The organism is Marinobacter adhaerens HP15 (assembly GCF_000166295.1).
Lineage (GTDB): Bacteria > Pseudomonadota > Gammaproteobacteria > Pseudomonadales > Oleiphilaceae > Marinobacter > Marinobacter adhaerens.
The window spans coordinates 4269863-4286274 of the sequence record NC_017506.1 but is presented as its reverse complement, the minus strand read 5'-3'; the positions used below and the strand labels follow the sequence as shown (position 1 = coordinate 4286274).

Genomic DNA, 16412 nt, shown 5'->3' with positions numbered 1-16412 from the left:
ACAGATAGGATGCGAACTACCAAGCCCTTCTCTTTCGATCTCCGCTTGCTTGCTCAATCAACCTCTCGAACTCCAGCGCCGGAAGCGGGCGGCTGAAATGGTAGCCCTGAAAGCGGGTGCACCCCATGCGAACAAGGCGTTCCAGCTGCCCTTTGGTTTCCACACCTTCGGCCACCGCTGACAGTTTGAGCGCAGAGGCCAGGGCCAGGATGGTCTCTGCGATAGCCGCATCATTGGGATCATCCAGGATGTCTCGCACAAACCCCTGATCAATTTTCAGCTCATCCAGAGATAGGCGCTTCAAGTAGCCGAGGGACGAATAACCCGTGCCGAAATCATCGAGGGAGATCCGTATTCCCATGCTTCTCAGGGTTCGAAGTGTTTCCTCCACCAACTCGAGATCGTAGGCAAGAGCGCTTTCGGTAATTTCCACCTTAAGATTTCTCGGGGACGCACCGGTTTTTCTCAATAGCGCCATCACAGTCGAACAGAAAGAGGGGAGGTGGAACTGCCTGGCACTCACGTTGACCGAAACCTGGAGCTTTGATAGCGGTCCGCCTCGCTCTTTCCAACTGGCGATCCGCGAGAGAACGTCTTCCAGAACCCAGTAGCCGACCGATTCAATGAGTCCGGTTTCCTCGGCCAGAGGAATGAACTCGGCGGGAGACACCATGCCGCGCCCCGGGCAATGCCACCGAAGCAGTGCCTCGGCGCCCACAGGCTCACCTTTCTCATTCACCAGTACCTGATAGTGAACTGCCAACTGATTCTTCCGCAGTGCCACCCTGAGGTCCGACTCGAGAGCCAGGCGCTCGGACACTTTCTTCTGCATCATGCAGTCATAGAAGCGGATGCAGTTACGGCCATCCTCCTTGGCGCGGAACATGGCCATATCGGCCTGGCTCAGAAGCTCTTCAAGGGAAGTGTCGTGATCATAGAACAGGGTAATGCCGATGCTGGGAGTGCCTGTGTACTCTATGCCGTTGAGATCATAGGGCTCGTTGAGGGCATCGCGGATTTTCTCGCAGACTTTCTCGACCTTGGCAGCAGCATCGGCCGGCTCGGCGGGAAACCCCTTCAGAATGAGAACAAACTCGTCCCCACCGAGCCGGGCAACGGTATCCCAGTCCCGGACCGTGTTTTTCAACCTCTCCCCCACCTGGACCAACAGCTCATCGCCGGTCAGATGACCCGCGGAATCATTGATGTTCTTGAAGTTATCAAGATCAATAAATACCAGAGCACCATGATTATGATCCCGATTGCTCCCGGTTAACGCCTGCGCCAGGCGATCCCTGAGCAGGCGCCGGTTGGGCAGGCCGGTCAGTGGGTCGTAAAAGGCAAGCTTCTCGATCTCGGATTCCGATTGCTTGCGATCCGTCACGTCAAAAAAATAGCCGTGCCAGGTCATGCTGTCGTCGGCCAATCGGGCGGGCACCGACCTGGCTTCCACCCAGGCCATCGTGCCATCGCTCTTGCAAGCTCGGAAGCTCGTTTCGAACGGCGTCATGCACCGACGAGATTCATCGACCTTTTCCAAAAAGGATGCCTTGTCTTCATCCTTGATCAGGTTCAGTAACGGCTGAGCATCCTTACTCAGCTGATCAGCCGAAAGCCCGAATATATCTTCAACTTTTTCGCTGATGAAAGGAAAGGTTACATGCCCGCCTGGATACATCCTGAACTGAAAGATGACGCCCGGGAACTGGTCGGAATAACGATAAAGGCTATTCTCGAACCTCACGTTACGACTGGCCAGGATCTGTCGGTGGACAGATGCACCTAAAACTTCCCCAACCTGAAGCACGAATTCTTCGGTTTCGGAATCCAGCACTCGAGACTGTTGAAGAAAATCGAAACCCAGGATGCCACGGACCTGACCTTCAAGCTTCAAACCGACAAGGACCAGGCTCCGGATACCCTCCCGTTGGAATTCCAGTTTCTCCTCTTCAGCTTCAGAAGGCAGTTCTTCGACTTCGGGGATGACAAGCACCGGGAGAGTTTGCAACTGGCCCATCAGCCATTGAAAGCGGGCCATCGGCACGTTCTGGATTGCATCTCTCTGAGGTGTCACGCCGTTTCTGCAGGCTTCATGCGTGATGGAAATGGTCTGGGTGGCTTCTTCAAACGTGATCAGGTAGGCGCGATCTGAACAGAGCCTATCGCCAAGCTCGGCGATGAAGCTGTGAACGCTGGTATCCAATTGGTCGATCTTGGACCGGGCCAGGCCCAGAGAGAGCCTGTAAACAAATTCCTTTTGCTCCCGGGTAACTGCGCTTACCATTCCTACGGCCTCCTTCCCTAGACAGCTCCACTGTTTATTTATGATAGTTGAGAAGAGCTTCTCCACACATTTACGAAGCCAAGCTTCGGTAAGTTCATACTGATGCGTATCCTTTCATTACGTATTACAGGATTTTAGATTTCTGCTACAAAAAACCGCCGACAACCTGTGACCCCGGAATAATGAGACCGTATGATGAACTCCAGACAGCCAGGTTGATTGGTATGCGATACGAAACGGTCGAACTTGAAATTGATGTCTCGGAACTGCGGGTCGGAATGCACGTCGTCCGGCTGGACCGTCCCTGGGAAGACACTGATTTCCTGATCCAGGGCTTTGTGGTCCAGCGACAAGAGGATATCGATGCCCTTCAGTCCCAATGCCGACGCGTCGTGATTGAAGGCAAAGTCAAGAACACTGAGCCGGACATTTCCCAACGAAAGTCACGGACATCGGCGAAGTCCCGTTTTTCCATGTTCCATGGACCGACATCCGAACAGGAAATATCGAATCGCCCGCAAGAGCCCATTGCGGAAACCGGCAATTCCCGGTCGCGTCAACGGATTACTTACATCAACAAGGTCAGTGTTGACAGGGAAATACGAAAAGCATCTGGACATTACGCCGAGGCGAAGTCCTTTGCCGACAGCATCATGTCCGGTCTACGCGTTGGTCGCACACTTGATCTCAACAAGGCTCGTGAGGTCGTAGATAACTGCGTAGACAGCATCCTCAGAAATGAAGACGCACTGTTACTGCTTACAAAGTTGAAAAACAAGGACAAATATACCGCAGAGCATTCCCTCAACGTTTCGATACTGTCGGCGGCGTTCGGCAAAAAGCTGGGCTTGCTGGAAGAAGAGATTCGGTCGTTGGGGCTGGCCGGCCTACTCCACGACATAGGCAAAGCCAAAGTCCCTGTCGATCTGCTGCAAAAACCGGGACCCTTGACCCCCGAAGAACACGGAATCATGCAGAACCACGCCAACTGGGGCCGTGACATGCTCATGGCCCTTCCCCGCGTCGTGCATGCGGCCGTCGACGTAGCCTACAACCACCATGAACGCCTTGACGGCAGGGGCTACCCCCGGGGCCTCGTTGATTCCCAGATTCCCTATTTCGCCAAAATTGTGGCCATCGTCGATACCTACGACGCAATCACCAGCAATCGAGCTTATGACCGCGCGCGCTCCTCCCGGGAAGCGCTGGAAATCATCCACCGCTTCAGAGGCATTCAGTTTGATCCCGAGCTTGCCCGGGAGTTCGTCCTGCTGATCGGGATCTACCCACCCGGCGCCATTGTTGAAATGAAATCGGGCGAGGTAGCCATCGTGATTGGCTCAAACCCGAAGAATCGACGAAAGCCAAAGGTGGTTTTGGTCCGGGATGAAAACAAACAGCGGCCTGCAAAATACCGTCTTCTGGACTTGCAGACGGAGCCTCTTAACAGTGTCGGAGAACCGTTCGAAATCATTAAAGAGGTTCCTGACGGCACCTACGGAATCGTCTTGCAGCGATTCATCGATAACGGGCTCACTCTGGAACTAAACGACGCATCGGTTTGACACCTGCCCAATCAACATACTTCAACTGGAGGCGGAGTACATAGCCTTGTAGCGCCTGATCAGTTCTTCCACGCGGCCAGAGTTCACGAGCTCATAGAGGCGCTCGGCAAGTCGCTCCCGAAGCTCGAAGGAGTTGCATGGCGCTGCCTTGGAGAAGGTAAAAAACAGACCCTCTCGGCTCACCGGGGTCGGCAGGGGAACAAATTGATCGGCGATACCCAGGTACTCCAGTTTCACCTCACCCTGCAAAACTTCATAGAGGACATAATCCACCCGGTCAACGAGCGCCATCTGGAAGGATTGTTCAATCGACCTGACTCCCTCAATGAGGAGGTTTTGTTCCGCATACCGGTCGAAATTCTGGCCAAAACTGTTGTTGATCAATGTGCTGCCCCGCTTACCCACCAGGTCCGGCCAGTGGCGGTAGACAAACTCCCGGCCTTTGGGGACCCAGACCGCGGTCGGCAGATGCGTTATTGGCGGCAGCAAATAATCCATGTAGCCAATGCGTTCCGAAGTAATGAACGCGCCCGCCACCATGTCGATATCGCCCTGGCGTGCCATGCGCTGGACCCGGGCCCAAGAGCCTGTGTCTTTCACTTCAACATTGACGCCCAATGGCTCCGTGATTTCCTTGAGCAAAGCAGGCACCGCGCCAATCAGATAGCCCGGGCGCTCCTGGTCGCGCCAGAGCAGGGGTGGATACTCCGGATTCCCGCTCACGATGAGCGTATTGCAGGAAGGGTCTGGCAATGCGTGAACCGGGGCCAGAAACAAGGCGGCCACTGCGAATACAAGTGACCTACCGACAACAGAAGAAAATGACTTATTCAACTCTCACAAGACCCTCTTTGTGCCAGCCCAGACGGCCAGTTTCGACAACCTGACGACGAATTCCCGGCACCGGCCGGATCATGAAAAGATCGCCGTTTCGGCCCACCATGGCACGGGGTACACCAGTTGCTTTGGCTATGTCAGCATGCGTTTCCATGTGTTCAGCCTCACCATGGACCGGAATGGCAATGGCAGGCTTTACCCATTTATACATTAACTCCAGTTCTTCCTGTGCGGGATGACCTGAAGCATGAATTGGCAAATCAGCATCCTCGGCCGTGATTACCCTCACCCCCAACTCTTGCAATCTGGTCACCAGCGCCTCGATGGATTCCTCGTTGCCGGGGATGGCACGAGCGCTGAAGATTACCGTGTCGCCCGCCTCCAGCTCAAAATCCGGATGGGTACCAGAGGCCAGTCTGCGCAGAGCCGTTCGCGGCTCGCCCTGACTGCCCGTGGCCACGGCCAGTACTTCGTCCCGCGGGAGATACCCCAGATGTGCCGGATTGATCAACTGGTCAGCCGAATCCCACAGCCCTGCAGCCCTGGCGGCGCCACTCATATTGATCAAAGACCGGCCCAATAAACCCATATAACGGCCGGTTTCCCTCGCGATTGAGGCCAGAGTATATAATCGGGCGATATTACTGCCAAAACAGGTCACTACAACGCGGCCTTCGGCGGAGCGGGTCGCTCTGAGCAATCCTTCATGCAAGGCCGCCTCGGATACCGAGTGCCCCGAGACTGTGGCGTTGGTGGAGTCACACACCATGGCGTTCACGCCCTCGTTTGCCAGATCGGTGAAGGTTTTTGGCGAATAGCCGTGGCCTACCAGCGGCTGCTCATCCAGCTTCCAGTCACCGCTGTGGAAGATGTTACCGGCGGCGGTGCGAATCATCAGCGCGTTAGGGTCCGGGATGGAGTGAGTCAGCGCCAGCCACTGCACGCTGAATGGCCCGACCTGTTTGCTCTGGCCGGTCTCCACTTCGATGATCGGCACCCGGTGCAGCAGGTCGAACTCCGCGAGCTTGCGACGCAGAATCTCGGCCGTGAACCGGCTGGTGTATATCGGACACTGCAGCAGCGGCCAGAGGTAGGGTACAGCTCCGACATGATCTTCGTGGGCGTGGGTAATTACGAGGCCCGCCAGCCGTTCACGGCGGTCAGCAATGAACGCAGGATCCGCCATTTGAACCGGCGGCTCGCCACGATGATGCACCGTGCCATCAGCAGCAATGCGACCAGGCTTTGGAAAGGTAACACCACAATCCACCATCAACCAGGCACCATCGTGGCCATAGAGGTTGAGGTTCATACCAATTTCACCGGTTCCACCCAGGGGTAGGAACCAGAGGTCAGACTGTTCGGGAATCATTCAGCAAATCGGTCCATGTACTTCAACACCAGGTCCTCGTGTATGCCTTCCAATTCAATCAGTTTCAGCGCCGCCCGAATGTCATCGGCATACTTCAGCACGGGCGAGTTCTTCGCAACAGCGATGTAGGAGCGCTCTCCAGGCACAAAGAACGGTGAAACCTTAACATCCAGCCCCAACTTTTCGACCGCGTACAAACCGACAAGCTCTGGGGCGATCACGACATCTACCCGGCCTTTCTGCATCATCAGCATCAGGTTTTCGTAACGGGGCGCAGGCTCCTTGAGAAGTTTGTCATCAGTATCAAACCGGGAGAAATACGACGCCCCTTCCAGAATACCAATGGCTCGTCCATACAGATCGGCGTAGCGCTCAATGCGATTTTCTGCGTTAAGGTAAAAAAACAATCGCCGTTCCGGAGGAAATGCCGGCGCCACGAACTCCATGAGCTCGGTCCGTTCGGCGGTCTCCAGGGGCCCCAGCATGACATCCACCTCACCCTGCTGCACCATCCTCAAGACCCGCCGGAAAGGCGCCTCCCGATAATGCACTTTCCAACCCAACCGATCAGCGATTTCCTGGAAGATATCCACATATAGGCCCGTTGGCTCCCCACCCTCGATAATCCGGTAGGGGGGCGCATGATTGGCACCCACGGTTACGGTCAGCGCTTCCACGGTTTCCGTGCCCTGCTGGGCCGAAACAGGAAACACTAACGCCATCAGAACAGCGGTGGCGAACACTCGCATTCCAGTCATCCTTGCCTGTGAGGTTTTCAGATTCTTATGAGGTCTGGCCATCTGTCTCCAGTATAGACGGTTCAAGATCCGGGATCGTCGGATTTACGTACTGACGGTTGAATTCAGTCACTGATGGCACAACTTCATTATCACAGCAATCAAGAAGCGCCATTCATTCGTCAATGAAAAGGACGGACACCATGAAGATTCTGATGGTTCTTACATCCCATGACCAGATGGGCGACACCGGCCATAAGACCGGCTTCTGGCTCGAAGAGTTCACCGCGCCTTACTACGTTTTCCGGGATGCCGGCGCAGACATCACCATTGCGTCACCGAAGGGCGGCCAGCCGCCAGTCGATCCCAACAGCGAGGCCGAGGAAGCGCTGACCGAGACCACGCGTCGGTTCCAGCAGGATGCCCATGCCAAGGAATCCCTCGCCAGCACTAAAAAGCTGAGCGACGTGGACATGAACGAATACGACGCGATTTTCTATCCAGGTGGTCACGGCCCGCTCTGGGACCTGGTTAACGACGACAAGTCCATTGCCCTGATCAAGACAGCCTACGAGCAGGACAAGGTGATTGGTGCAGTTTGCCACGCACCAGCCGTGTTCAAAAACGTGGAAGTGAAACCGGGCCAGAACATCGTTGGCGGCCGGGAAGTAACAGGCTTCACCAACAGCGAGGAAGAAGCGGTTGGTCTGAGCGGCGTGGTGCCTTTCCTGCTGGAAGACATGCTGAAGGAAAACACCGCCACCTACACCCGCGGTGACGACTGGGCACCGCACATCGTGGTGGACGGCAAGCTGATTACCGGGCAAAACCCGGCCTCTTCCGAGGGGGCAGCGAAGGCCGTTGTGCAGGCTCTTCAAGAGGCCTGATCCGGCAGTAACTGCAGGATGAATCCAGGGCCAGATGAATTTCATCTGGCCTTCTTTTTTGCTTCCAGCCTACTCCCCTGCGTGACTGATCAACTCGCCCGGAGCGCCCAGCTCCAGCAATTGACGAATGTGATCCGGTATCGCCACCTTGCCCATCACCGAAGGCTGAATCAGCACATAGGTGACGTCCGCATCGGCGATAAATCCGTCATCCCCATACCGGAAAAACTCCAGATGCAGGGTAAATGAAGTGTTTCCGATTCGCCCGGCGCGAATGCGGGCTTCCAGAACATCGTCAAACTTCGCCGGGGCCTTCCAGTTCACCGTCAGGCTCACCACCTGGATATCCAGGTCCTGATCCAGCAGGTGCTGATAATCGCCAAACAGGGTGCGAATATATTCGTTGACAGCAATATCAACGAAATCCGCATAACGTGCGTTGAACACCACGCCCTGGGCATCGCATTCACCATAGCGAACCCGGAAGCGAAAACGGAAAGGCAATTCACCAGCCATGACGCGCTCCGATTAAAGTTCAGTTACTGTCGCCAACAGCTTCTCATATCTGTGCTAACGTTTTGAGGAATATCTCAAAAAAGCTGGCCATCGCTATGAGCAACCCCAAGCACACCCTTTTCTGGATGACGCTGTTCCTCGGCGTGGTCGTCATCGTCGGCGCCCTGATCCACAAGCCCCTGATTTCGGCCTTTATGGCCAACTGGGTTTTCAATCTGCTGATTCTCGGGGTTCTGATCATCGGCATCGCCCTCACCTACAGGCAGGTGTTCGTGCTGTTTCCGGAACTGAAGTGGATCGCCCAGTTCAGAACCGGACACGCCGGCCTTTCGGTGGTTCAGGAGCCCAAGTTGCTGAAGCCGCTGGCAAGACAGCTCGGCGAGGACGCAACCAAGGACCGGTTCACACTGTCTACCCTTTCCCTTCGAACCGTGCTCGATGGTATCCACTCCCGCATGGACGAACAGCGGGAAATCACGCGCTATTTCATCAGCCTGCTGGTCTTCCTCGGCCTGCTGGGTACTTTCTGGGGCCTGCTGGGCACCATCAACTCGGTCGGCCAGGTCATCACCGGACTGGATATGAGCCAGGAAGACTTCGGCAAGGTGTTTGCGGAGCTTCAGGAAGGCCTGCTTACGCCGCTTGAGGGTATGGGCACCGCGTTCAGCTCCTCTCTGCTGGGATTGGGCGGCTCACTGATACTGGGCTTCCTGGATATCCAGGCCGGCCATGCCCAGAACCGCTTTTATGACGGTCTGGAGGAGTGGCTGACAGGTGTGACCAACCTCGTGGACCGGATAGACGACGAGAAAGACCTGTCATGATCGGTTCCAGGCGCCGAAGCCGAAGCACCACCAACGTCTGGCCGGGATATGTGGATGCCCTGTCGGCTCTGCTGATGCTGGTCATATTCATGCTGCTGGTCTATGTGGTCAGCCAGCTCTACCTGTCCCAGACACTCTCTGACCGGGATACCCAGCTCGCCCGACTCAATGCCCAGTTGAACGAGCTCTCGGAATTGCTCGGCCTGGAAGAAAACAGAAGCGAGGCACTGGAAAATCAGTTAACCAGCCTTCAGGAGCGGAACAACAGTCTGGTCGGTCAGCTGGAATCCACCCGTGAACAACTGATGCGGCAAACCGCCATGGCCGATGCGCAATCGGAGCGACTGGCCAGCATGGAAGAGTCGATTGACGAGAAAGACGATATATCGGCCAGCCAGCAGGCGATGATCCTGAGGCTGTCGAATCAGATAGCCTCCTTGCGAGAGCAACTCAGGCAGATTGCCTCGGCGCTGGAGCTCCAGGAACAGATGACCGCCGACAAGGAGCAGGAACTGGAACAGGTCAGCAGACGGCTGAACACCCTACTGGCCGAGCGCGTCAACCAACTCGAACAGTATCAGTCCGAGTTCTTTGCCCGGTTGCGGGATATTCTGGCAGGCAACGAGAATGTCCGGATCGTCGGCGACCGTTTCTTGCTACCTTCCGAACTGTTGTTTGCTTCCGCCTCGGCGGAACTGGGTGAGGAAGGCCGGCAGGAGCTCGACAAGCTAGCCAAACTACTGCTGGATGTATCCGCAAAGATTCCAGAGGACGTTGACTGGATCCTGAGGATTGATGGTCATACCGATGTCATACCTATCAATACCCCGAGATTCCCCTCGAACTGGGAGCTGTCCACTGCCCGAGCCGTCGCAGTCGTGCGCTACCTTGCAGCGCAGGGTGTACCGGAACGGCGCATGGCGGCGGCCGGATTTGGCGAGTTCTTCCCGGTAGCGGAAGGCACCTCTCCGGAGGCGTTGCAGAGAAACCGGAGGATTGAGCTGAAGCTTACAGATCGCTAACTCTGCGAATGGGTTAACAGGGCGCTCACTGTCCTGGTGTATGGCGCCTCAATGCCCAGGCGCTCGCAGCGTCTCAGGACCGCACCGGCGATACTGTCGAGTTCGAGGGGCCGCCCCTTTTCCTTGTCGACCAGCATGGACGTCTTGATGGCGTTGAAGTTGCTGATCAGGTCGAACATCTCGGCCAGATCCTCAGGCCCAAGGTTCACGTCATCGGCCTTCGACGCTGCTACGGTTTCCGCCATCATTCCGTGGACAATCTTCCGGAACTCGGGATGGTGAGTAAGGCTCCGGGTATCAAGGCCGGTCAGGGCCGAGAGCGGGTTCACGCCGTTGTTGATCACCAGCTTGCGCCAGAGCTCGTAACGGATGTTGTCAGAGACGGTTGTTGGAATACCGGCCGCCTCGAAGTCTTCCTGTAATTGCTGCAGCAACTGGCCGCGAAGATCAGATCCCAGGGCCATAGGCCATTCACCCATGACAATTTGGGCAGGGCCCTCGGCTTGCACTACGCCCGGCTGGACAATATGACCACCAATTCGGACAGCCAGGCCACCCAGAACCCTGTGCTCCCCCAGCAATGAGGCCAAGGCGGGCTCGTTATCCACCCCGTTCTGAAGCGAGAGGACCGGCACCTTGCCGTGATAGAGCCAGGGACCCAACTCGGCCAGCATCGCTTCAGTCGCCGTGGATTTGAGCGTGACCAGTACGACATCAAAATCATCCGGACGGAAACGGGCAACCACCGCGGAATGGTCCATCGACTGAACCGGAAATGACCACACCTCATCCCCATACTGAACCGTCAGCCCCTGCTCCTCCAGAGCTGCCAGATGCGCACCACGTGCGGTCAGAACCACCTCATGTCCGGCGTGCAGCAGCCTGGCGGCATAGTAACCGCCGATGCCACCGGCACCCACTATCAATAATCTGAGCATTTACGGAATCCCCAATGTTTTCCGCAGTCTATTGCATCCAGCCATAGCCGGCGAGTGAATGACTGTCCTCATCCAATGCAAAGCCGAATACCCGCTGGGGGGCTTTCAGCCCCCCCAGACTGAACGCAGTATTCAGCACGCACAGGGTGGGGTCGGCAACAGGGACATCCTGCCCACGCCTGGCTCGGCGCCCGGCCAGACTTCCCTCTGACATGGCTTGACGCCAAAGTTGCTCATGCTCCCACTGCTGTATCAGGTTGCGAATGTAGGCATCGTGCGGTTGGTGATTTATCTCACTCGCGCCCTGCTCTTTCTGATCCAGGCAGATAAGCAGAATACCCTGCTCCCGGAGCGCCTCCAGACAGTGACCAATCTGCCTGTAGTCGTCGCTGGTCATACCGGTATTCAGCCTCAATTCAATGACTTCTTCCGGCGCCACACCGGTCATGCTCGCCGCCAGCGATTCCAGTCCGGGGTCCCGGCCACCCTCAATAGTGGCCTGAAATCCCCTATCGGCCATCAGCGATTGCAGACGCTCGGCAAGAAGGCCTTTGCCGCATTGGTGAAAAATCTCGGGTTTGTCGCCGCCCTCTCGAGAAGTGATAAAGGTGACATTGCCAACCTGCATGTCTCGCTTGATCAGACGACGGAGCCGGGGTTGGCTTATCGGAGCTGAATATGCATCTCTGTCACAGGACAGGTAAAACACTGGCAATCTCGGCACGAAGCCTCCCATCAAGCGATTAACGGGCGAATCGATCGGCGAACCGGGGCGTCAACGCCCCAGTTTTTTAGCCGACTGGCCGCCAATTCCAAAATGCTGCTTGGGCATTTCGGTAATAATGATCCGGACACTTTCCACCGGCGCCCCCAACGACCGTGAAATCGCATCGGTCACCTCACGGATAAGCATTTCCTTTTGCTCATCCGACCGCCCTTCAAGAATATTGATTTGCGCGACAGGCATGTGATCTCCTTATTCGAAGCGGGCAGACACGGTACCCAACCCCTGGTAGCGAACCGTGATGTTGTCACCGGGTTCAACAGCAATCGCAGCCGTAATGCCTCCAGTCATGATGAAGGTGCCGGCCGGAATGTGCTCTCCTCGCTCGGCGAGCAGGTTGGCCAGCATGGCAACACTGGAAGCTGGGTGTCCAAGCACCGCGGCACCCGCGCCCACATCAACAACCTCGCCATTCTTCTCAACCACAACACCCAACGTTTTCAGGTCAACATCGGCAACATCGGCCATCTGGCCACCGGTGATAAAACGGGTGGACGAGGCGTTGTCTGCTACAACGCTTACCAGGTCGAACTTGAAGTTCTCATAGCGGGAATCGATGACTTCGACAGCTGGTATGACAAAGTCGGTGGCTGCCAGAACCTGGCCGATATGGCAGCCCGGGCCTTTCAGGGGTGCCTTGGTAACAAAGGCTATCTCCGCTTCGATTTTCGGGTGGATGAGCTCTTTGGTGTTGACCACCCCTCCATCGGGCACGCTGAAGTAATCCGCCAGAAATCCGTAAATCGGAGTCTCGACGCCCATCTGCGCCATCTTGGCCCAGGAAGTCAGGCCCATTTTCATACCCACAATCTTGTTACCACGGGCTTCCTTGCGACGACGGATCTCCCACTGCACGTCATAGGCATCCTCGAAGGTCATATCCGGGAAGTCGTTGGTGACCTTGGTGATGTCGTGGGCCTGAAGTTCGGCGTTTTCCACATGCTCGGCCAGAGCCAGAACCTGCTCTTGGTTTAGTGTTTTGCTCATGCGTTTTGCTCCTTTTGGGCCGCCAGCAGATCCAGCGCCACGTCCACGATCATGTCTTCCTGGCCGCCAACCATGCGGCGCTTACCCAACTCAACCAGAATATCCACGGCCTTCAGACCGTACTTCTGCGCCGCCACTTCGGAGTGGCGCAGGAAGCTGGAATAGACACCGGCATAGCCCAGGGCCAGGGTTTCGCGGTCCACCCGCACCGGGCGGTCCTGCAAGGGGCGCACAATGTCATCGGCCGCGTCCATCAGGGCGTACACGTCCGTGCCATGCTCCCAGCCCATCTTGTCAAAGGCCGCAATGCACACTTCCAGCGGTGCGTTGCCGGCGCCAGCACCCATGCCGGCCAGGGAAGCATCAATCCGGTCACAACCTTCCTCAACGGCAACAATGGAATTGGCCACGCCCAGCGCGAGATTGTGATGAGCATGCATGCCCGTCTGGGTCTCCGGCTTGAGCACATCCTTGAGTGCCCGGAACCGGTCCCGGATGTCGTTCATGTTCATGGCTCCGCCGGAGTCGACGACGTACAGGCAGGTGGCTCCGTAGTCTTCCATCAGCTTGGCCTGCTCTGCCAACCCTTTTGGTGTCTGCATGTGGCTCATCATCAGAAAGCCAACGGTGTCCATGCCCAGCTTGCGGGCGTGTTCAATGTGCTGTTTCGAGACATCCGCTTCGGTGCAATGAGTGGCCACACGTACGATGCGGGCACCGGCGTTATAGGCGTTGTCCAGGTCATGGACGGTACCGATGCCGGGCAACAGCAGGGTGGCGATTTTGGCGTGCTCGATCACTTCCGCCACCGCCTCGATCCACTCCAGATCAGTGTGGGCGCCGAAGCCGTAATTGAAGCTTGAGCCCTGAAGGCCATCACCGTGGGCCACTTCAATACTGTCGACCTTCGCCTTGTCCAGTGCCCGTGCGATGTCCTGCACGTTCTTGATGGAGTACTGGTGGCGGATGGCGTGGCTGCCGTCGCGCAGGGTGACGTCGGAGATGTAGAGTTTTTTGCCGGGGTTGAATGTCATGGGAATATCCTCCTCAGTTGACCAGCGATTCGGCGATGCGCTCGGCGGTACCGAGAGCGGCGGAGGTCATGATGTCCAGATTGCCTGCATAGGCCGGCAGGTAGTGGGCCGCGCCCTCCACTTCCAGGAAGATGGAGGTCTTCAGGCCGCTGAAGCGACCCAGGCCTGGAACGTTCATGGGCTGGTCTTCGGGGATGTCATCAAACTGCACTTTCTGCTTCAGGCGGTAGCCTGGCACATAGCTGTTTACGGCCTGGACCATTTCTTCCACCGAGGCCTCCACTTCAGCCTTGTCTGCCGCGTCGGAGAGCACGTACACGGTATCGCGCATCAGGAGGGGCGGCTCGGCCGGATTCAGGATGATGATGGCCTTGCCCTTCTGGGCACCGCCCACCACCTCAATGGCCCGGGACGTGGTTTGGGTAAACTCGTCGATATTGGCGCGGGTACCGGGGCCGGCGGACTTCGAGGAAATCGAGGCAACGATTTCGGCGTAGTGGGCCTTGGCCACTCGTGAAACCGCCGCAACCATGGGAATGGTGGCCTGGCCGCCGCAGGTAACCATGTTGACGTTGCCTTCCTGAAGCTGCTGCTCAAGGTTCACCACCGGCACGCAGTAGGGGCCGATCGCCGCAGGCGTCATATCAATAATCTTGATGCTCTCCTTGTGGCCGCGCAGAAAAACCTCGTTGTGCATGTGGGCCTTTGCGGAGGTTGCATCGAATACAATGTCGATGTCGGCGAATTCCGGCATCTTCACCAGTCCATCCACCCCTTCGTGGGTGGTGGCCACGCCCATCCGGGCAGCACGGGCCAGACCGTCCGATTCCGGATCGATCCCGACCATGGCGCCCATTTCAATGTTCTTGCCATTGCGCAGAATCTTGATCATCAGGTCGGTGCCGATGTTGCCCGAGCCGATGATGGCTGCCTTTATTTTCTTGCTCATAGCCTAGTCCTCGTTGTTCTTTTCAATCAGGCAAAACGCACCGAGGCGCTACCGATGCCACCGATATCAACCCGCATATAGTCACCGGCCTTGACCGGCTCCAGTGGCACCAGAGAACCGGAAAGGATGACCTCCCCTGCCCTCAGGGAAATACCGAACTCGCCCAGGGTATTAGCCAGCCAGGTCACGCAATTCACCGGAGAACCGAGTGCTGCCGCTCCGGCCCCGGCACTGAGAACACTGCCGTTCTTCTCCACCACCATGCCGCAAGTCACCAGATCCACCTTGCGCGGAGACACCGCCTGATCCCCCAGAACAAACAAACCACAGGAGGCGTTGTCGGCAATGGTGTCCTGGATGGCGATCTTCCAGTCCTGGATGCGGGAATCGACGATTTCGAAACAGGGCATCACACACTCGGTTGCCGCCAGCACGTCTGCATTGGTGATCCCTGGTCCGGTCAGATCCTTTTTCAGGATGAAGGCAATTTCGCCCTCCGCCCGGGGGGCAATCAGCCGATCACTGATGGGCATCACCTCGCCACTGTTGAACACCATGTCGTCGGTGAGGTACCCGAAATCCGGCTGGTGTACGTTCAGCATGTTCTGCACCGCCTTGCTGGTTACACCGATCTTCTTGCCAATGATGGAGGCCCCATCGGCAAGACGACGCTCCAGCATGCGCAGGGAAATGTGGTAGGCATCGTCGATACTGATTTCTTGACCACGACTGGTCAGCGGCGCAACTGCTTCCCGGCTCAACATGGCCTGGTATAACTCGTCGCCAAGCGCCTGAATTTTTGACTGTTCCATTAATTACCTCCGGTGGCGGCCTGGTCGGCTTCGCTCAGGAAATCGTTGACCAGTCGTGCAAAACGGCTGGCATGTTCAATTTGTGTCCAGTGTCCGCAACGTCCAAAAACATGAAGCTGGGCCCGGTTGATCAGTTCGGCCAGCTTCAGTGACGCCTCCAGCGGGATCACTTCATCCTCGCGGCCATGGAGTATCAGGGTTTCGTGGGGTAGCGCCCGAATGTCCTCTTCCTTGCTCGCAAGGTTGTCGACCCAACGCTGGCGCGGCGCCGGGAACATGGCGGAAAACGACTCCTGGAAACCTGCACGGACACTGGCCTGGTAACGCATCTGTGCCAGCTCTTCGGTCAGCAGACTCTTGTCGTAGGCGAACACATCCATCAGCCGGCGCATGGTGTCCAGCGAGGGCTCGTAACCCCAGACTTCATCCAGACCCTGGGTGATCGGAAAGCTCACACCCACCGACCCCATCAGCACCAGCCGACGCACCCTTTGCGGATGTTCAATGGCCAGGGCGAGGGCCAGTCCGCCGCCGAACGAGTTACCCACGAGATCAACCTGTTCCAGGCCCAACTCGTCCAGAACGCCAATTGCGTGCTTCACCCAGCGTTCCCGGTTGTAGGTTTGGTCCGCAGGCCGCTCGCTGTATCCAAAACCAAGCATGTCTGGCGCAATCACGCGCCGATTTCGAGCCAGCTCAGGCATCACCAGTCGCCAATTGGCCCAGGCTGTAACGCCTGGACCTGACCCGTGAATCATCATGACCGGAAATCCCTCTCCCAGGTCGTGCAGGTTGGTGCTGTAGCCAGCGGCGTTAATCTCTCGCCCGATTTCCGGACTCTCTACAGGAGCGTTCATGGCTGCC

General features: G+C 57.0%; 17 protein-coding genes. 4 read left to right on the top strand and 13 right to left on the bottom strand.

The features are described 5' to 3' along the window. Nucleotides 1-16: 16 nt before the first annotated feature. Nucleotides 17-2284, bottom strand: coding sequence for a putative bifunctional diguanylate cyclase/phosphodiesterase (locus HP15_RS19985; RefSeq protein WP_014579164.1), 2268 nt, complete (start codon nucleotides 2282-2284; stop codon nucleotides 17-19). A 224-nt stretch (nucleotides 2285-2508) separates the two neighbouring features. On the opposite strand from HP15_RS19985, the gene HP15_RS19980 reads away from it, so the two are divergent. After that, nucleotides 2509-3849 carry an HD-GYP domain-containing protein gene (locus tag HP15_RS19980; protein WP_041646472.1) on the top strand — a complete coding sequence of 447 codons (1341 nt, stop codon included), beginning with the start codon at nucleotides 2509-2511 and terminating at the stop codon, nucleotides 3847-3849. Between the two features lie 21 nt (nucleotides 3850-3870). On the opposite strand, the gene HP15_RS19975 is transcribed toward HP15_RS19980, so the two are convergent. The 3 genes from HP15_RS19975 to HP15_RS19965 are packed head-to-tail and all read right to left on the bottom strand — an operon-like array spanning nucleotide 3871 to nucleotide 6807. Next, on the bottom strand, nucleotides 3871-4635 hold the full coding sequence (locus HP15_RS19975; protein ID WP_014579162.1) for a substrate-binding periplasmic protein: 765 nt from the start codon (nucleotides 4633-4635) through the stop codon (nucleotides 3871-3873). 40 nt (nucleotides 4636-4675) lie between these two features. Further along, nucleotides 4676-6058, bottom strand: a complete 1383-nt coding sequence (locus HP15_RS19970) for a ribonuclease J (RefSeq protein ID WP_014579161.1) — start codon at nucleotides 6056-6058, stop codon at nucleotides 4676-4678. After that, nucleotides 6055-6807 (bottom strand): substrate-binding periplasmic protein, encoded by a 753-nt coding sequence (locus tag HP15_RS19965; RefSeq protein ID WP_041645949.1) that lies wholly within the window; start codon nucleotides 6805-6807, stop codon nucleotides 6055-6057. The genes HP15_RS19970 and HP15_RS19965 overlap by 4 nt, the downstream gene beginning before the upstream one ends. Before the next feature lie 191 nt (nucleotides 6808-6998). Between HP15_RS19965 and HP15_RS19960 the strand changes: the two genes are divergently transcribed. Beyond that, nucleotides 6999-7682 (top strand): type 1 glutamine amidotransferase domain-containing protein, encoded by a 684-nt coding sequence (locus HP15_RS19960; protein ID WP_041645947.1) that lies wholly within the window; start codon nucleotides 6999-7001, stop codon nucleotides 7680-7682. A gap of 69 nt (nucleotides 7683-7751) precedes the next feature. Here the strand turns inward: HP15_RS19960 and HP15_RS19955 are convergent, their stop codons facing one another. Beyond that, nucleotides 7752-8198, bottom strand: coding sequence for an acyl-CoA thioesterase (locus HP15_RS19955; protein ID WP_014579157.1), 447 nt, complete (start codon nucleotides 8196-8198; stop codon nucleotides 7752-7754). Nucleotides 8199-8293: 95 nt separating this feature from the next. On the opposite strand from HP15_RS19955, the gene HP15_RS19950 reads away from it, so the two are divergent. Both HP15_RS19950 and HP15_RS19945 read left to right on the top strand, forming a co-directional pair. After that, nucleotides 8294-9022 (top strand): MotA/TolQ/ExbB proton channel family protein, encoded by a 729-nt coding sequence (locus HP15_RS19950; RefSeq protein ID WP_014579156.1) that lies wholly within the window; start codon nucleotides 8294-8296, stop codon nucleotides 9020-9022. Then, nucleotides 9019-10044, top strand: coding sequence for a peptidoglycan -binding protein (locus HP15_RS19945; protein WP_008177163.1), 1026 nt, complete (start codon nucleotides 9019-9021; stop codon nucleotides 10042-10044). The genes HP15_RS19950 and HP15_RS19945 overlap by 4 nt, the downstream gene beginning before the upstream one ends. Here the strand turns inward: HP15_RS19945 and HP15_RS19940 are convergent. The 8 genes from HP15_RS19940 to HP15_RS19905 are packed head-to-tail and all read right to left on the bottom strand — an operon-like array spanning nucleotide 10041 to nucleotide 16405. After that, nucleotides 10041-10982 (bottom strand): ketopantoate reductase family protein, encoded by a 942-nt coding sequence (locus HP15_RS19940; RefSeq protein WP_041645945.1) that lies wholly within the window; start codon nucleotides 10980-10982, stop codon nucleotides 10041-10043. The two genes, HP15_RS19945 and HP15_RS19940, sit on opposite strands and share 4 nt — an antisense overlap. Before the next feature lie 28 nt (nucleotides 10983-11010). Then, entirely contained in the window at nucleotides 11011-11706 is a 696-nt protein-coding gene (locus HP15_RS19935) for a class III extradiol ring-cleavage dioxygenase family protein (protein ID WP_041646471.1), read from the bottom strand. Nucleotides 11707-11757: 51 nt separating this feature from the next. Next, nucleotides 11758-11949 (bottom strand): 4-oxalocrotonate tautomerase, encoded by a 192-nt coding sequence (locus HP15_RS19930; RefSeq protein WP_014579153.1) that lies wholly within the window; start codon nucleotides 11947-11949, stop codon nucleotides 11758-11760. Between the two features lie 9 nt (nucleotides 11950-11958). Beyond that, nucleotides 11959-12753, bottom strand: coding sequence for a 2-oxo-3-hexenedioate decarboxylase (gene dmpH / locus HP15_RS19925; RefSeq protein ID WP_014579152.1), 795 nt, complete (start codon nucleotides 12751-12753; stop codon nucleotides 11959-11961). Next, the gene (dmpG, locus tag HP15_RS19920; RefSeq protein WP_014579151.1) at nucleotides 12750-13787 is read right to left on the bottom strand and encodes a 4-hydroxy-2-oxovalerate aldolase; all 1038 of its coding nucleotides are present in this window, start codon (nucleotides 13785-13787) and stop codon (nucleotides 12750-12752) included. Before dmpG ends, dmpH begins: the two co-directional genes overlap by 4 nt. Nucleotides 13788-13800: 13 nt before the next feature. Further along, entirely contained in the window at nucleotides 13801-14736 is a 936-nt protein-coding gene (locus HP15_RS19915; RefSeq protein WP_014579150.1) for an acetaldehyde dehydrogenase (acetylating), read from the bottom strand. Nucleotides 14737-14762: 26 nt separating this feature from the next. Then, nucleotides 14763-15548, bottom strand: coding sequence for a 2-oxopent-4-enoate hydratase (gene dmpE / locus HP15_RS19910; protein WP_014579149.1), 786 nt, complete (start codon nucleotides 15546-15548; stop codon nucleotides 14763-14765). Beyond that, nucleotides 15548-16405 (bottom strand): alpha/beta fold hydrolase, encoded by an 858-nt coding sequence (locus HP15_RS19905; protein WP_014579148.1) that lies wholly within the window; start codon nucleotides 16403-16405, stop codon nucleotides 15548-15550. The genes dmpE and HP15_RS19905 overlap by 1 nt, the downstream gene beginning before the upstream one ends. Nucleotides 16406-16412: the final 7 nt, after the last annotated feature.

What these genes read in the sequence shown, in the direction of transcription:
- HP15_RS19980 (WP_041646472.1), top strand. Translation starts at nt 2,509, where the DNA reads ATGCGATACGAAACGGTCGAACTTGAAATTGATGTCTCGGAACTGCGG.
- HP15_RS19915 (WP_014579150.1), bottom strand. Translation starts at nt 14,736, where the DNA reads ATGAGCAAGAAAATAAAGGCAGCCATCATCGGCTCGGGCAACATCGGC.
- HP15_RS19955 (WP_014579157.1), bottom strand. Translation starts at nt 8,198, where the DNA reads ATGGCTGGTGAATTGCCTTTCCGTTTTCGCTTCCGGGTTCGCTATGGT.
- HP15_RS19940 (WP_041645945.1), bottom strand. Translation starts at nt 10,982, where the DNA reads ATGCTCAGATTATTGATAGTGGGTGCCGGTGGCATCGGCGGTTACTAT.
- HP15_RS19960 (WP_041645947.1), top strand. Translation starts at nt 6,999, where the DNA reads ATGAAGATTCTGATGGTTCTTACATCCCATGACCAGATGGGCGACACC.
- HP15_RS19965 (WP_041645949.1), bottom strand. Translation starts at nt 6,807, where the DNA reads ATGCGAGTGTTCGCCACCGCTGTTCTGATGGCGTTAGTGTTTCCTGTT.
- HP15_RS19945 (WP_008177163.1), top strand. Translation starts at nt 9,019, where the DNA reads ATGATCGGTTCCAGGCGCCGAAGCCGAAGCACCACCAACGTCTGGCCG.
- dmpG (WP_014579151.1), bottom strand. Translation starts at nt 13,787, where the DNA reads ATGACATTCAACCCCGGCAAAAAACTCTACATCTCCGACGTCACCCTG.
- HP15_RS19970 (WP_014579161.1), bottom strand. Translation starts at nt 6,058, where the DNA reads ATGATTCCCGAACAGTCTGACCTCTGGTTCCTACCCCTGGGTGGAACC.
- HP15_RS19930 (WP_014579153.1), bottom strand. Translation starts at nt 11,949, where the DNA reads ATGCCTGTCGCGCAAATCAATATTCTTGAAGGGCGGTCGGATGAGCAA.
- HP15_RS19985 (WP_014579164.1), bottom strand. Translation starts at nt 2,284, where the DNA reads ATGGTAAGCGCAGTTACCCGGGAGCAAAAGGAATTTGTTTACAGGCTC.
- dmpH (WP_014579152.1), bottom strand. Translation starts at nt 12,753, where the DNA reads ATGAGCAAAACACTAAACCAAGAGCAGGTTCTGGCTCTGGCCGAGCAT.
- dmpE (WP_014579149.1), bottom strand. Translation starts at nt 15,548, where the DNA reads ATGGAACAGTCAAAAATTCAGGCGCTTGGCGACGAGTTATACCAGGCC.
- HP15_RS19905 (WP_014579148.1), bottom strand. Translation starts at nt 16,405, where the DNA reads ATGAACGCTCCTGTAGAGAGTCCGGAAATCGGGCGAGAGATTAACGCC.
- HP15_RS19950 (WP_014579156.1), top strand. Translation starts at nt 8,294, where the DNA reads ATGAGCAACCCCAAGCACACCCTTTTCTGGATGACGCTGTTCCTCGGC.